The 15,266-nt window shown below is 64.4% G+C and carries 12 protein-coding genes; 11 read left to right on the top strand and 1 reads right to left on the bottom strand.

The genetic code is table 11. The annotated features are described in order from the left end of the window. Window positions 1-84 precede the first annotated feature (84 nt). From hisI to EWU68_RS07400, 11 genes are all read left to right on the top strand, one after another. The gene (hisI, locus tag EWU68_RS07350) at window positions 85-471 is read left to right on the top strand and encodes a phosphoribosyl-AMP cyclohydrolase (protein ID WP_420852877.1); all 387 of its coding nucleotides are present in this window, start codon (window positions 85-87) and stop codon (window positions 469-471) included. A 30-nt stretch (window positions 472-501) separates the two neighbouring features. Continuing rightward, window positions 502-2,082 (top strand): anthranilate synthase component I, encoded by a 1,581-nt coding sequence (locus tag EWU68_RS07355; protein ID WP_129315483.1) that lies wholly within the window; start codon window positions 502-504, stop codon window positions 2,080-2,082. Window positions 2,083-2,084: 2 nt separating this feature from the next. Continuing rightward, window positions 2,085-2,726: a Trp biosynthesis-associated membrane protein gene (locus EWU68_RS07360; RefSeq protein WP_129315484.1), complete on the top strand. Its 642-nt coding sequence runs from the start codon at window positions 2,085-2,087 to the stop codon at window positions 2,724-2,726. A gap of 98 nt (window positions 2,727-2,824) precedes the next feature. Continuing rightward, a complete protein-coding gene (locus EWU68_RS07365; RefSeq protein ID WP_129315485.1) occupies window positions 2,825-3,073 on the top strand; it encodes an HGxxPAAW family protein in 249 nt (82 codons plus the stop codon). 115 nt (window positions 3,074-3,188) lie between these two features. Then, complete coding sequence (gene trpC, locus EWU68_RS07370; RefSeq protein ID WP_129315486.1) at window positions 3,189-4,028, top strand: indole-3-glycerol phosphate synthase TrpC; 840 nt, start codon at window positions 3,189-3,191, stop codon at window positions 4,026-4,028. Continuing rightward, complete coding sequence (gene trpB, locus EWU68_RS07375; protein ID WP_129315487.1) at window positions 4,018-5,403, top strand: tryptophan synthase subunit beta; 1,386 nt, start codon at window positions 4,018-4,020, stop codon at window positions 5,401-5,403. The genes trpC and trpB overlap by 11 nt, the downstream gene beginning before the upstream one ends. Beyond that, a complete protein-coding gene (gene trpA / locus EWU68_RS07380) occupies window positions 5,400-6,257 on the top strand; it encodes a tryptophan synthase subunit alpha (protein ID WP_129315488.1) in 858 nt (285 codons plus the stop codon). The genes trpB and trpA overlap by 4 nt, the downstream gene beginning before the upstream one ends. 5 nt (window positions 6,258-6,262) lie before the next feature. After that, complete coding sequence (gene lgt, locus EWU68_RS07385; protein ID WP_129315489.1) at window positions 6,263-7,108, top strand: prolipoprotein diacylglyceryl transferase; 846 nt, start codon at window positions 6,263-6,265, stop codon at window positions 7,106-7,108. A 418-nt stretch (window positions 7,109-7,526) separates the two neighbouring features. Then, window positions 7,527-12,188 (top strand): glutamate synthase large subunit, encoded by a 4,662-nt coding sequence (gltB, locus tag EWU68_RS07390; RefSeq protein WP_238692375.1) that lies wholly within the window; start codon window positions 7,527-7,529, stop codon window positions 12,186-12,188. Further along, complete coding sequence (locus EWU68_RS07395; RefSeq protein ID WP_129315491.1) at window positions 12,181-13,641, top strand: glutamate synthase subunit beta; 1,461 nt, start codon at window positions 12,181-12,183, stop codon at window positions 13,639-13,641. Before gltB ends, EWU68_RS07395 begins: the two co-directional genes overlap by 8 nt. 135 nt (window positions 13,642-13,776) lie before the next feature. Then, on the top strand, window positions 13,777-14,460 hold the full coding sequence (locus tag EWU68_RS07400; protein ID WP_129315492.1) for a hypothetical protein: 684 nt from the start codon (window positions 13,777-13,779) through the stop codon (window positions 14,458-14,460). Window positions 14,461-14,669: 209 nt separating this feature from the next. Here the strand turns inward: EWU68_RS07400 and EWU68_RS07405 are convergent, their stop codons facing one another. Further along, on the bottom strand, window positions 14,670-15,206 hold the full coding sequence (locus EWU68_RS07405) for a flavodoxin domain-containing protein (RefSeq protein ID WP_129315493.1): 537 nt from the start codon (window positions 15,204-15,206) through the stop codon (window positions 14,670-14,672). Between the last annotated feature and the right edge of the window lie 60 nt (window positions 15,207-15,266).

Consider the following 15,266-nt stretch of genomic DNA (forward strand, 5'->3'; position numbering starts at 1 on the left):
ACCACCCCACCCCGCGCCGTCCACACGTCCGCCGATCGAGGAAGAAGAATACGTGCCGCTATCAGGCGGTAGAGTTGTTGATTGATGATGAGCCAGTCGCAATCCCAGGATTCCGCGCTCCCCGCAGAGGTCGAGGAGCGCCTCACTTTCGATGCCCAGGGGCTGGTCGCAGCCATCGTGCAGCAGCACGATACGGGTGAAGTCCTCATGCTGGGGTGGATGGATGCCGAAGCCCTCCATCGGACCCTCACGAGTGGCCGGGTGACCTTCTGGTCACGGTCGCGTCAGGAGTATTGGCGCAAGGGAGACACCTCCGGCCACCGCCAGTACGTCCGGTCCGTGGCCATGGACTGCGACGGCGACGCCCTGCTCGTCCGGGTCGACCAAATCGGTGCGGCGTGCCACACGGGGACGCGCACCTGCTTCGACGGACGCGATCTGCAGGCCGTGGTCGGCCACGAAGAAGACTGAGCCTCGCCCCATCGTTGTAAGGACATTCCCATGACTACTCAGCAGAACGACCTCTCCGGCCAGATCCGACCCACCCGCGAGGAATTCCGAGCCCTGGCCGCCCGCCGCAGGGTGGTGCCCGTGAGCATTACCGTGGTTGCGGATTCACTTACGCCCATCGGCATCTACCGTTCGCTCGTGGCCCGTGACGGCCACGTTCGCCCCGGCACGTTCCTCCTCGAATCCGCGAACGCAGGGGCACAGTGGGCCAGGTATTCGTTCATCGGCGTCTCTTCGCGCTCGACCCTGACCACCAAGGACGGCAAACCCTTCTGGCAGGGCACCGTTCCGGAAGGAGCACCGACCACGGGAAGCCCGGTCGACGCGATCCGCGAGACTCTCGAGATGCTCCACACCGAACCATTCGAGGACCTTCCGCCTCTGACTTCGGGGCTCGTCGGGTACCTGGGGTGGGACACCGTGCGCCACTGGGAAAAGCTGCCGCACCCGCCGACCGACGACGTCCACCTCCCGGAGTTCGCCCTCAACCTCGTGTCCGACATGGCCATCCACGACCACAAGGACGGATGCGTGACCCTGGTGGCCAACGCCATCAACTGGGACGGAACCTCCGATCGCGTGGATTGGGCGTACGACGACGCCGTCTCCCGGGTCCGGTCGATGCTCGAGCGCCTGGCCGAGCCCCTGAGCCGGACCACCGTGTCCTTCATGGCCGAACCGGACAGGGACGAGGGACCCTTCGGGCAGGACGTCACGGAGACCTGGACCCGCCAGCAGTACATGAACTCGATCGTCGAGGGAAAACACGCGATCCATGATGGCGACATCTTCCAGATCGTCATTTCACGCCGCTTCGAGGCGGAGACCGAGGCACTGCCCCTGGACGTGTACCGGGTGCTGCGGCAGACCAACCCGTCGCCCTACATGTACTTGTACGCGTTCGAGGACACGGAAGGTGAGCCCTATTCGATCGTGGGGTCCTCGCCCGAAGCGCTCGTGACCGTGACCGGGGACCGCGCCACGACCCATCCCATTGCCGGTTCCAGACCGCGAGGCGACACCCACGCGCACGACGTCGCCCTCGCCGAGGAACTGTTGGCCGACGAGAAAGAACGCTCGGAGCACCTGATGCTCGTGGACCTGTCCCGCAATGACCTGTCCAAGATCGCGGACCCCGGCACGGTCGAGGTCACCCAGTTCATGGACATCGAGCGATTCAGTCACATCATGCACATCTCCTCGACGGTCGAGGCACGCATCCGGGAGGACGCCAACGCCTACGACGTCCTGAAAGCCACGTTCCCGGCCGGCACGCTCTCCGGGGCCCCGAAACCGAGAGCCATGCAACTGCTCGACGATTACGAGCCTCACCGACGCGGCGTCTACGCTGGCGTGGTGGGGTATTTCGACTTCGCCGGCAACATGGATATGGCGATCGCTATCCGCACCGCGCTGCTCAGGAAAGGGCGGGCGTACATCCAAGCGGGAGCCGGTATCGTGGCAGATTCCGACCCCGAGACCGAAGCCGATGAGACCGTCAGCAAGGCCGCGGCCCCGTTGCGAGCCGTGCTCCGTGCCCAGCACCTGACGAGCCTCGCCGAGGAGGATTGACCATGAGCGAGGATCCCGCCGAAGGATCTGCCCCCGTCGCACGGGTGGACGGAAACACGGACGACAAGACGAAGAAGGCGGGTTCCGGACGAGTCATTCTCACGAGCCTTCTGGTCCCGGTCCTCGCGTTCGTCACCACCCTGTTTCCGTGGATCCACGCGAACGTCTCGAGCGTGATGTCGCAGGTCGACGTCGACGTCAAAGGGACCGACGCGGCGCCTGCCGTGTCCGCACTGGGTCTGGTCGCGCTCGCCGGGGTGGTCGCCGTCCGGATCGCGGGCAAGGTTCTGCGCGCCGTGATCTGCGCGGTCATCGCGTTGGCCGGCGCGGGCACCGCAATTTCGGCGCTGACCGCGGCCCTCAACCCGCAGGATGCGGCGATGACCAAAGTGGGCGAGGCCACCGGGACCAACGGGCCGGGCGGAAGCTATGTCGTGACCGTGTGGCCGTGGCTGACCTTCGTCCTGGGACTGGCCACGATCGTGGTGGCGCTGTGGTTGTGGTGGTCGAGCCGCCACTGGAAGACCACGTCGAGGCGTTACGAACGCGAGTCGCAACATTCGGTCCAAAAAGGTGACAACCCTCACGCCGACGACATCGACACCTGGGATTCGCTCACCGAAGGGGAAGACCCCACTCGTTAGCGAACACGAAACATCGCTCGCCGTCGTCATCGATGGCATAGAATGTCACGGTAGTGCGCGCTGGAAATCGCGCTGATCGCTTCATCGAAGGAGGGCCAGTGAGCTCTGAACAACAACTCGAACTCACGCCGGTCGCCGTGGAAGGCCACGGCAATACCGTCTCCGCATGGACTCTCGTCCTGTTGGTCATGTTGGGTTCGATTGTGGGATGCGTGGCGTTCTGCCTGGGCAATATCCCGTGGCTGATCGTCGGATTGGCGATCATCGCTGGCGGGTGCGTGGCCGGAGGAATTCTCAAGGCCCTCGGGTTCGGCAAACTCGGATCCCGCACGAAGACCCACAGTTGAGCATTGGGCTTCTGGCAGCGCTCCCTGATCGGCATGGTCGTCAGCGGGGCGCTGTTCTCTATGACCAGAGTGGCCCCGGGCCACGAAGAGCAGTAGACCGGAGATCACCGCTTTCATGACAGTTTTGGACGACATCATCGCCGGAGTCCGCGAGGACCTCGAGGAGCGGCGTCGGGCTGTGAGCCTCGACGAGCTCAAGGACCGCGTCTCGTCGGTCTCACCGGCCCGAGACGCCGTTTCGGCCCTGCGCGGTCCGGACCGGGACACCGTGGAGATCATCGCGGAGGTCAAACGCGCGAGCCCCTCCGCAGGTGATCTGAACGGTATCCCGGAGCCGGCCACGTTGGCTCACGAATACGAGGCCGGGGGAGCCGCCGCGATTTCCGTGCTCACGGAGTCGCGCCGCTTCAAGGGATCGCTCGAAGATCTCGACGCCGTCAGGTCGGAAGTCTCGATCCCGATCCTGCGCAAGGACTTCACGATCGATCCGTACATGATCTGGGAGGCCCGGGCCCATGGTGCGGACCTGGTCCTGCTGATCGTTGCTGCCCTGAGTGACCAGGAGCTTCACGAATATCTCGAACTGACCCATCGTCTCGGGATGAATGCGATCGTCGAGGCCCACACGGCCGACGAGATCGAGCGAGCCGTCGAGGCCGGTGCCAACATCGTGGGCGTGAACGTCCGCAATCTCAAGACGCTCGAGACCGACAAAACCCACTTCGCGTCCCTCGCATCCCACCTTCCGGAAGGCCCCGTGATCATCGCGGAGTCCGGCGTGGCCGAACCGAGCGACGTCGCCGACTACGGACGCCAGGGCGCCGAAGTGGTCCTCGTGGGCGAGGCCCTGGTCAGGCACTCCGATCCGCGTGACGCTGTGGGCGAATTCAAGAACCAAGGCCGCAAGGCACGCGCGGCGTACTGGGAAGAGAAGGATGCACGAGATGGCCGATAATTCCACGCCGGAGCAGGACACCGAACTCGCCGAGCCCTTTCTGGGCGCCCAGAACGGTTCGTTGAGAAACGCGACCGGTCCGTACTTCGGGGATTTCGGCGGACAGTGGATGCCCGAATCCTTGATCCAGGCCATGGACGAACTCGAGGACACTTTCGAGAAGGCCAAAGCGGACCCGGAGTTTCTCGAGGAATTCCAGCGACTGTCCCGCGAATACTCGAATCGGCCGTCGCTGCTCACCGAGGCAGAACGGCTGAGCGAGAAGGCCGGCGTTCGCATCTTCCTCAAGCGCGAGGACCTGAACCACACCGGATCCCACAAGATCAACAACGTTCTGGGCCAAGCCCTGTTGGCCAAGAAAATGGGCAAGACACGGTTGATCGCGGAAACCGGGGCGGGCCAGCACGGCGTGGCAACGGCGACTGCCGCGGCGTACTTCGGCATGGACTGCGTGGTCTACATGGGCGAGGTGGACACCAACCGTCAGGCACTCAACGTGGCGCGGATGCAGCTGCTGGGCGCGAAGGTCATCGCTGTGCAGAACGGATCACGCACCCTCAAGGACGCGATCAACGAGGCGCTGCGCGACTGGGTCGCCAACGTCGAGGACACCCACTATCTTCTCGGCACGGCCGCGGGGGCGCACCCCTTCCCGGCCATGGTCCGGTACTTCCACGATGCGATCGGTACCGAGGCGCGTCAGCAACTCCTGGACAGGACGGGTCGGTTGCCCGACGCGGTCGCGGCCTGCGTGGGCGGTGGATCCAACGCGATCGGCATGTTCCACGCATTCCTGGACGATGAGTCCGTCGAGCTCTACGGCTTGGAACCCGGTGGCGACGGAATCGACACCGACCGCCACGCCGCGACGATCAACCTCGGCAGGCCCGGTGTGCTCCACGGGGCACGCACCTACCTGATGCAGGACGACGACGGCCAGACCATCGAGTCGCATTCGATTTCGGCCGGGCTCGACTACCCGGGCGTCGGCCCCGAACACGCGTACCTGTCCGACATCGGGCGAGTCTCCTATCAGGCCGTGACCGATACCGAGGCCATGGACGCTCTCCGCGCCCTGTGCGAGTCCGAGGGCATCATCCCCGCCATCGAATCCGCCCACGCCCTGGCCGGGGCGCTGCGCCTGGCAGAACAGTGGAAGGCCGAGGATCCGGAGACGGCACGGAACAAGATCATTGCGGTGTGCCTGTCCGGACGAGGGGACAAGGACATGAGCACGGCCGTCGAGTGGTTCGGGCTGGGCAAGGCAACCCCGAGTTCCGAGGTCAACGCGGCCAACCTGCGCAGCCAGGAATCCGGGAACGCCGACGCACCAGCATCGGAGACCGGCCCCGCCGATTCGGAGGAACAGAAATGACGACACCGCATCAGGACGCCGGCCGCTACAGCGCCGCCACAAAACGCTTTCCGGAGCCGAACCCCGATTCGAAGGTTTCCGCCCGGATCCGGGACTGCCGCGACCAGGGGAGACCCGCGCTGATTGGCTACCTGCCGGTGGGCTACCCGACCGTCGACGAGTCGATCCGTGCCGGCATCGAGCTGGGACGGAATGGGGCCGACATCATCGAGCTGGGCATCCCGTACTCGGACCCCGTGATGGACGGACCCGTGATCCAGGACGCCACCACGGTGGCGTTGAGCAACGGCTTCAAGGTCGATGACGTCTTCCGCGCCGCCCGCGAGATCACCGATCAGACGGACGCGGTCGTCGTCGTGATGACCTACTGGAACCCCGTGCTACGCAAGGGAGTGGATGAATTCGCTCGTCGGCTCGCCGAAGCCGGCGGTGCCGGCATCATCACGCCCGATCTCGTCCCCAATGAAGCGGGCGAGTGGTTCGAGGCGAGCCAGGCCCATGGTCTCGATCGCATCTTCCTCGCGGCTCCTTCGTCATCGGTCGAACGACTCGATATGATCGCCCACGCTTCGAGCGGCTTCGTGTACGCGGTATCCGTGATGGGCGTGACGGGCGCGAGATCGTCGGTCTCCGACGTCGCCGAGCGCCTGGTCACGGACATACGGGCCGCCGGGGCGGAGAACGTGTGCGTGGGCCTCGGCGTGTCGCGTCGCGAGCACCTGGACGAGATCGGAGCATACGCCGACGGCGTCATCGTGGGTACCGCCCTGGTCAAAGCACTGGGCGCCGGCGGACCGGAGGCCGTGGGACGTCTCGCGCGCGAACTGGCCGGCCGTCCCGAACAGCCGGCGTGAACCCGATGACCCCCACGGCTGCCATTCCCTCTCCGACATGGTCGGCGTTCCACCTGGGGCCCCTGACCATTCATGCCTACGCCCTGTGCATCCTGCTCGGGATCGTCATCTGCATCTGGTTGACCTCCAGGCGCTGGCGAGCCATGGGCGAGGACCCGGAGAGAATTTGGGACATCGCCCTGTGGGCGATCCCGTTCGGCCTCGTGGGGGCCAGAATGTACCACGTGTTCGTGACGGCTCCGGGGGACTACTTCGGGCCCGGCAGGAACCCCGTGGACGCCCTCAAGATCTGGGAGGGCGGTATCGGCATCATGGGTGCCGTCACCCTGGGCGGCCTCGGTGCGTGGATCGCGTGCCGGAAAATGGGCCTCTCTCTGGTGAAATTCGCCGACGCCGCAGCCCCGGGAATCATCATCGCCCAGGGCATCGGGCGCTGGGGCAACTGGTTCAACCAGGAACTGTTCGGCAAGCCCACGAGCCTTCCCTGGGGGCTCGAGATCGACCCCATGTCGCACAATTTCCCGGCCCAGTACCCACCAGGAACGCTGTTCCATCCCACCTTCCTGTACGAATCCCTCTGGGACCTGCTGGGCGGTTTGGTCCTCCTGTGGCTCTCGCGTCGGATCCTGGTGAAGAGCGGTCAGGTGTTCTGGACGTACGTCATGTACTACGGGATCGGCCGTTTCCTGATCGAATTGTTCCTCCGCATCGATGAATCCGATGTCATTCTGGGTCTGCGCATCCACGTCTGGACCTCGGGAATACTGGTCCTCTTGGCCCTGGTCATGCTGGTCGTCGTCTCGCGCCGTCGGCCGCGTGAACCCCAGGAACACGAGGAGCTGACCGCGTAACACAACCGGGCCCACGGATGCGTATGACGCCGCCCACCACGGTCCGTGGTAGTTTTGGTCAACAACACATAGGCAAGTTGGGCTGCCCGCTCACGCATCACATGGCGGGAGCCACCACCGATTCGGCGTCGACACCTAGGAACGCCGACACTTTGTCTCGTGATTGCTGCAATGAAGCGGCCACCACCGAAACGTAGGGCACTGCCCGGGTGAAGCGCTCGTTGCGGACGCGATGAGCACTCTTTTCTTCCCGTACGGTGCCGGAGCTGGATCCAAATGCCCGGCCACCTGTCCGAGGGACGTTTCGTCTGGCCGCCGAACGTGGTTTCGCGCAGTCCGCTGCGCGGGCCCAGGAGCTCGGTCAGGGCATGACCCGAAACCGAGCTCACGGACTCACACGAGGAAGAGAGGCTTCAGCGTGACTCGCTTCGAAACGCCCCGTTCCACCACGGAACCAGGTGAGGTGCGCTCACCGTTCACCGCATTCGCGGACATCCCCGAGAAAGACGGTCTCTACGACCCGGATTTCGAGAAGGATGCCTGCGGTCTTGCCATGATCGCGAACTTGACCGGCGAGGCGACGCACGACGTCGTCGACAAAGCACTGACGGCTCTTCGCTCGCTCGAACACCGCGGGGCGGTAGGCGCCGACGAAGGCACCGGCGATGGCGCTGGCCTTCTGACCCAGGTCCCGGACGAATTCTTCCGGAAGAGCGTTGACTTCTCCCTGCCGGAACTTGGCAAGTACGCGGTCGGCACGGCGTACCTGCCCACGCACGGTGAGAACGCGGAGGAACTCCAGGATGCCCTGACTGAGATGGCCGAGGCCGAAGGCCTTCAGGTGCTCGGATGGCGCGAGGTCCCGGTGGACGAAACCGTGGTCGGCGCCTCTGCGCGGGCGGTTATGCCGTACTTCGTGCAGATGTTCGTCTCGGAGGCGGTCAACGAGGTCACCGAAGAAGCATTCACCGGGCACATTCCCGTGGTCGATCTGGACCCCGACCAAGAACGTCGCCAACTGGACCAGAAGGCATTCCGCATCCGGAAGCGGTCCCAGCACAAGCTCGGCATCTACTTCCCGTCCTTTTCGACGCGGACCATCACCTACAAGGGCATGCTCACCACGGCTCAGCTCGAGCCGTTCTACCCCGACCTGTCCGATCCGCTGTTCTCCACGCGACTGGCGATCGTGCACTCGAGGTTCTCCACGAACACCTTCCCTTCGTGGCCCCTCGCGCAGCCTTTCCGGACCATCGCCCACAATGGCGAAATCAATACGGTCAAGGGCAACCGGAACTGGATGAGAGCCCGCCAGTCGCAGTTGAAGTCACCGCTGCTCGGCCGGCACCCGGAGGAGCTGTTCCCGATTTGCTCGGTGGGCGCCTCCGACTCGCAGTCACTCGACGAGGTGGCCGAATTGCTCATGCTCTCGGGCCGCTCGATGCCCGAGGCGATCATGATGATGCTCCCGGAGGCCTGGGAGAACCACGAGACGATGGACGAGAACCGTCGCGCGTTCTACCGGTACCACTCGAGCCTCATGGAACCGTGGGACGGCCCGGCCGCGGTCACCTTCACCGACGGCGACATGGTCGGATCGGTGCTCGACCGGAACGGCTTGCGCCCCGGTCGCTACTGGCAGACCGACGACGGTCTGGTCATCTTCGCCTCGGAGGTCGGCGTCGTCGACCTGGGGGACACGAAGATCGTTGCCAAGGGCCGAGTGTCCCCGGGCACGATGTTCCTGGTCGATACGAAGGAAGGGCGCATCGTGCCCGACCAAGAAATCAAGGACCAGGTCGCGGCCCGCAACCCGTGGAAGGAATGGGCCGATCAGAACATCTTCACGCTCGACGACCTTCCGGAGCGTGAGCACCGCAACCCGCCGGCCCAGTCGATCCTGGTGCGGCAGCAGATCTTCGGGTACACCCACGAAGAACTCACATCCATCCTGGGGCCCATGGCAGCCAAGGGTGCCGAACCGATTTACGCGATGGGCACGGATACCCCCATTGCGGTGCTCGCGAAGCGGCCGCGGCTCCTGTTCGACTACTTCATCCAGTCCTTTGCGCAGGTCACGAACCCGCCCCTGGACTCGATCCGCGAGGAACTCGTGACCTCGTTGCGCAGTTCCCTCGGGCCGAACGGCAACCTGTTGCGCAACGGCTATGTCACGTCGCGCCAGCTCGAACTCGACTTTCCGGTGATCGACAACGACCAGCTCGACAAGATCATGCACATCGAGGACGAGGACGGTATGGCCACCGCCCTGAAGGTTCGGGGCCTCTACGAGCCTTCCGGCGGTGCCGCGTCCCTGAGGTCTCGGCTGTCCGAAATCTGTGAGAAAGTCTCGGCCGCCGTGAACCGCGGCGTGGAGTACGTGGTTCTCTCGGATCGCAATGCAAACGCCAACTGGGCTCCGATTCCTTCTCTGCTGCTGACGGCCGCGGTGCATCACCACCTGCTCCGGTCCGCCACCCGGACCAAGGTCGGCCTGGTCGTGGAGGCCGGTGACGTCCGCGAGGTCCACCATGTTGCCGCACTCGTCGGCTTCGGGGCCTCCGCGGTGAACCCGTACTTGGCCATGGAATCGGTCGAGCAGCTGGTGCGTACCGGTGCCCTGGAAGGTGTCACGGCCGAGCAGGCGACGCGCAACCTGATCAAGGCCCTGGGGAAGGGCCTGCAGAAGATCATGTCCAAGATGGGCATTTCGACCGTGAGCTCCTACTGCGGCGCCCAGACCTTCGAGGCACTCGGCCTGTCCCAGGCATTCGTGGACGAATACTTCACGGGAACGCACTCGCAGATGGGCGGCGTCGGTCTGAACGTGATTTCGGACGAGGTCAAGGCCCGGCATGACCGCGCGTACCCGCAGGACGGGGTCAAGGTTCCGTACCGTGACCTCGAGTCCGGAGGCGAATACGACTGGCGCAGGGATGGTGCCCCGCACCTGTTCAACCCGCACACGATCTTCCGGCTCCAGCACTCGACCAAGACCCGCAGATACGACATCTTCAAGTCCTACACGAAGCTCGTGGACGACCAGTCCCGGGACCTCATGACCCTCCGTGGGCTCCTCGATTTCGCGCCCCGGCGACAGCCGGTGCCTCTCGAGGAGGTCGAGTCGGTGAGCTCGATCGTCAAGAGGTTTTCCACCGGCGCGATGTCCTACGGTTCGATCTCGCAGGAGGCGCACGAGACGCTGGCGATCGCGATGAACCGGCTGGGCGGCAAGTCCAACACGGGTGAGGGTGGCGAGGACCTGGAACGCCTTCTCGACCCGGAGCGGCGTTCGGCCATCAAGCAAGTGGCTTCGGGCAGGTTCGGAGTGACCAGCCTGTACCTGACCAACGCCACGGACATTCAGATCAAGATGGCGCAGGGGGCCAAACCGGGCGAGGGCGGCCAGCTCATGTCCGCCAAGGTCTACCCCTGGGTCGCCCGCACGCGCCACGCGACTCCTGGGGTCTCTCTGATCTCGCCGCCTCCTCACCACGACATCTACTCGATCGAGGACCTCGCCCAGCTGATCTACGATCTCAAACGGGCGAACCCGGAGGCCCGGGTGCACGTCAAGCTGGTTTCCGAAATCGGGATCGGCACGGTCGCAAGCGGTGTGACGAAGGCGAAGGCCGACGTCGTCCTCGTCTCGGGGCACGACGGCGGGACCGGTGCAGCGCCCATGAACTCCCTCAAGCACGCGGGTGCACCCTGGGAGCTCGGCCTCGCCGAGACCCAGCAAACCCTGTTGCTCAACGGGCTCCGCGATCGCGTCGTCGTGCAGGCGGACGGGCAGATGAAGACGGGACGCGACGTCGTCGTGGCCGCACTGCTCGGCGCCGAGGAGTACGGCTTCGCAACGGCGCCCCTGGTGGTCGAAGGGTGCATCATGATGCGCAAGTGCCACCTGGACACGTGTCCGGTCGGAGTCGCGACCCAGAATCCGAAGCTGCGCGAGCGGTTCACCGGCAAGGCCGACCATGTGGTCAACTTCTTCGAGTTCATCGCGGAAGAGGTCCGCGAATACCTGGCCGAGCTGGGTTTCCGGAGCCTGGACGAGGCCATCGGCCACGCCGAGGTGTTGGATACCCGCAAGGCGGTCGCACACTGGAAGGCCGAGGGGCTCGACCTGCGCCATATTCTGCGGTCCACCGCCGACGAATACGGCAACCAGGGGACCAGGAACACCAGGCCGCAGGATCATGAGCTCGAGAAGCACATGGACAACGAGCTGATTCGGCTGTCCGAGCCGGCCTTGACGCACCGCACGCCGGTATCGATGGATCACCCCATCATCAACACGGATCGAGCCGTCGGAACGATGCTCGGCCACCGGGTGACCAAGACCTTCGGTGCGGAGTTCCTGGACCATGACACGATCACGGTCAATCTCCACGGCCAGGCAGGACAGTCCCTGGGCGCTTTCCTGCCCCAGGGAATCACCCTGAGGCTGACGGGGGACTCGAACGACTACACGGGCAAGGGACTCTCCGGCGGACGCATCATCATTCGGCCCGAGGCCGACGCCCTGTTCGAGGCCCAGGACAACGTGATCGCGGGAAACGTGATCGGGTACGGCGCAACCAGCGGCGAACTGTTCCTGAGGGGTCAGGTGGGGGAGCGATTCCTGGTGCGCAATTCAGGCGCCACCGCCGTGGTGGAAGGCATCGGCGACCACGGGTGCGAGTACATGACGGGCGGTGTTGCGCTCATCATCGGTCAGACCGGTCGCAACTTCGGCGCCGGGATGTCCGGTGGCGTCGCCTACGTCCTGGACCTGGATCTGGCCGACGTGAACAAGGCCGCGCGTGAATCGGGTGAGCTGACGTTCTCCGGTCTGGACGAGGAGGACGAAAAGCTCGTCCGGAGCCTGTTGGAGAAGCATTTCGCGGAAACCGGTTCCACGGTTGCCCAGACGATGCTGGCAGATCCAGCCGGGTCCATGGCGCGCCTGACCCGAGTTCTTCCCCGCGATTTCGCGGCGGTCCAAGGAATTCGCTCCCGGGCCGAGGCCGAAGGAAACGATCCGGACAGCGATCCGGTGTGGCAGGAGATTTTGGAGGTGACCGCGCGTGGCTGATCCCCGTGGCTTTCTGACGTACGAACATCGCGCTGACCGGCCCAAGCGGCCGGTGCCGGTCAGGATCCTGGACTGGAAGGAAGTCCAGGTCGAGCAGGACTCGGCGACACTCAAGCAGCAGGCGTCCCGTTGCATGGACTGCGGCGTCCCCTTCTGCCATCAGGGCTGTCCTTTGGGGAACTTGATTCCCGAGTGGAACGACTTGATGTGGCGGGGTAGAACGGACGAGGCCGTGCAGAGAATGCACGCGACCAACAATTTTCCGGAGTTCACGGGCCGTGTTTGCCCCGCGCCGTGCGAGTCCTCGTGCGTGCTCGGGATCAATCAGCCTGCGGTCACGATCAAGCAGATCGAATACACGATCGGGGAGAAGGCCTTCGACGAGGGTCTCATCGAGCCTCACCTGCCGGAACGCCTGGTGGACAAGACGGTTGCCGTGGTCGGCTCCGGGCCTGCGGGCCTCGCGGCCGCCCAGCAACTGACACAAGCGGGCTACACGGTCGCGGTCTACGAGCGCGACGACCGCATCGGAGGCCTGCTCCGGTACGGGATCCCCGACTTCAAGATGGAGAAATCCGTTCTCGACCGTCGCCTCGACGTCATGCGCGCCGAAGGCACGAGGTTCCGCGCCGGTGTGGAGATCGGCAGGGACATCACGTGGGACCAGTTGCGCCGGAGGTACGATGCCGTCGTGGTCGCCACGGGTGCAACCAAACCGCGCGACCTGCCGATCCCGGGCCGCGACCTGTCAGGGGTCCATTTCGCGATGGAGTACTTGGTGCAGTCCAACCGTGTCGGGGCAGGCGACGAGGTTCCGGACCAGATCAATGCCGAGGGAAAGCACGTGGTGATCCTCGGTGGCGGCGACACGGGTGCCGACTGCATCGGAACCGCGAACCGCCAGAAGGCCGCGTCGGTCACGACCCTCGCCATTGGCAAGAAGCCGCCCGAGGATCGCGCCGAGCACGAGCCGTGGCCGATGTTCCCCAACCTCTTCGAGGTCGCGAGCGCGCACGAAGAAGGCGGGGAGCGCAATTACCTCGCTTCGACCGTGGAGTTCGTGGGGGAGAACGGTCAGGTCACGGGCATCAAGGTCGCCGAGACGGAATATCGCGAGGACGGAACCCGAGGCCCGAAGGAAGGTTCCGAGAGAATCATCCCGGCAGACTTGGTGTTTCTGGCCTTGGGCTTCACGGGACAGGATTCCGAGGCCATAGCGGAGCAGGCCGGTGCCGAGTTGGACCGGCGCACCAACGTCTCCCGGGGAGAGGACTACATGACCAACGTTCCTGGCATCTTTTCCTGTGGCGACGCCGGTCGTGGACAGTCGCTGGTCGTGTGGGCGATCGCCGAGGGGCGTGCCTGCGCGGCCGCCGTCGAACGCCATCTGGTCGGCAGCACGCTGCTCCCCGAACCCGTCGCACCGACGGATCGACCGATCGACCTTCTGTAGAGGGCGGCTCGAGTCCCGACGCTGGGGCGGACTCCACGGAGAACGCGGTGAACCCAGCCGGGCGGCCTCGGGGCCTCCGAAGCAACCAGAAAGGACCCCCACTCGCCGAACACGGTCGAGTGGGGGTCCTTTTTCATGCGCCAGTTTGCGGTCGATAAATGTGGTCGCGACAAGCTGTGGGATTCGAACCACCACGGCGGGGCAACACCAAATCAGAGCCGCCTACTTCCACCAACCCTGTTTGCCAGACTGATCCCAGGGATCACCGTGCTTCTGGCGACGTTTTTCGTGTTCCTTTTCTCGGAGCTCGTCTTTGTAATTCCTGATGTGCCGCCTCGTCATGTCACCGAATTCTTTGTTCCTACGGTCCAGCTCATCCTCGGACATGTCTTCCTTCCACGGCTTGGTAAGGAGCAAGTCAGGGAGAAACCCAATGACCCCGCAAAGTATCCCGAAGATCACGAGGGAAAAAGCTCCGCCGAAGAGCGGGGCAAAGACCGCACCTACGATCGCCGGTGCCAACAGTGTGTTTACGGTGACTGCTGCACCATGCGGCAACGTCTTTCGTTGCCTGTACTGCACGGGCCGGTTCAGGAACACTTGCAGGCAACTACCGAGCACACCAATGAGCAACGCCAAGAGTACGAGGGCGCCAACCCGGTACGGGTGATTGAACAAGACCAGGTTGAGTACCAGGCCGACGATGAAGACTGGGATGCTGATGAGCACACCGATCATGGTCGACCCCGAGAGAGCGTATCCGAGTCCTGGTGGGTTGAACTGTTGGTCAGTCATGGTGGTTACCTCGGTTCGCGGTAAGAGATGGCGGCGCAGAGGCCAGTGGTTCGAGGCCCGCGCGGAAATGTCTATGGGCTGCAAGCTTCGATGACGCCGCGAACTCCGAGGATGCCTTCAAGCCCTGACGTCGCTAGACGTCCCAGCTTGCCGAGGACGAGGTGGCAGGTTTGTGCAGTATCAGGGCCTGAAACTGCACAAACCTGCCACCTCGCGGGGGAGTGAGTGCGCGGTCAGAGCGCCTTGATGGCGGAGACCAACGGCGCGATCGAGGCGCGGTCGCGGTAGTCTGCCGAGCCGCCGTAGCACTCGATCATCTGGAGGTCCGTCTCGGACTTGTTGGGCTTGGACTTGAGGAAGGTGCGCACGCCCATCATGGCGGTCTTGTGTGCGCGGGACAGCTGCGAATAGTCCATCCCGCCACGGAAATGACCGGTCGGGGCGCCATCGTGATAGGCCTCGCCGAGATTCTTCGCCAGGACCCCGTCCAGCTTTTCACTCGGCTGTGAGACGTCTCCCGAGAACGAAACGGTGAAGTAGGCGACCTTCTTTTCGCGCAGGTTCGCGGCCAGATCACGGATCCGGTCCGCCGCCGTCAGCTTTCCCGCGTAGTCGCTGGCTCCGATGACGACGACGTCGGCCGCGTCTACCTCAGCGGCACCGACCTGATCTGCTGCGACGGCGCGGCCATGGGTGTCCTCGGCGATCCATTCCGCGTAAGTGCGTGTGTAGCCGTAGTTCGAACCGTAGATGACGAGGGTGCTGGTCATGGATTCTCCTGTGTCAGGCAATAGTCCGGACCAGAGGCGAGACCTGAAGATTCCGGTGAT

The organism is Rothia koreensis (assembly GCF_004136575.1).
Lineage (GTDB): Bacteria > Actinomycetota > Actinomycetes > Actinomycetales > Micrococcaceae > Rothia > Rothia koreensis.

Coding starts and splice junctions, on each gene's coding strand:
- lgt (WP_129315489.1), top strand. CDS start 6,263: ATGACCCCCACGGCTGCCATTCCCTCTCCGACATGGTCGGCGTTCCAC.
- trpB (WP_129315487.1), top strand. CDS start 4,018: ATGGCCGATAATTCCACGCCGGAGCAGGACACCGAACTCGCCGAGCCC.
- EWU68_RS07360 (WP_129315484.1), top strand. CDS start 2,085: ATGAGCGAGGATCCCGCCGAAGGATCTGCCCCCGTCGCACGGGTGGAC.
- hisI (WP_420852877.1), top strand. CDS start 85: ATGATGAGCCAGTCGCAATCCCAGGATTCCGCGCTCCCCGCAGAGGTC.
- trpA (WP_129315488.1), top strand. CDS start 5,400: ATGACGACACCGCATCAGGACGCCGGCCGCTACAGCGCCGCCACAAAA.
- trpC (WP_129315486.1), top strand. CDS start 3,189: ATGACAGTTTTGGACGACATCATCGCCGGAGTCCGCGAGGACCTCGAG.
- EWU68_RS07400 (WP_129315492.1), top strand. CDS start 13,777: ATGCGCCAGTTTGCGGTCGATAAATGTGGTCGCGACAAGCTGTGGGAT.
- EWU68_RS07355 (WP_129315483.1), top strand. CDS start 502: ATGACTACTCAGCAGAACGACCTCTCCGGCCAGATCCGACCCACCCGC.
- EWU68_RS07405 (WP_129315493.1), bottom strand. CDS start 15,206: ATGACCAGCACCCTCGTCATCTACGGTTCGAACTACGGCTACACACGC.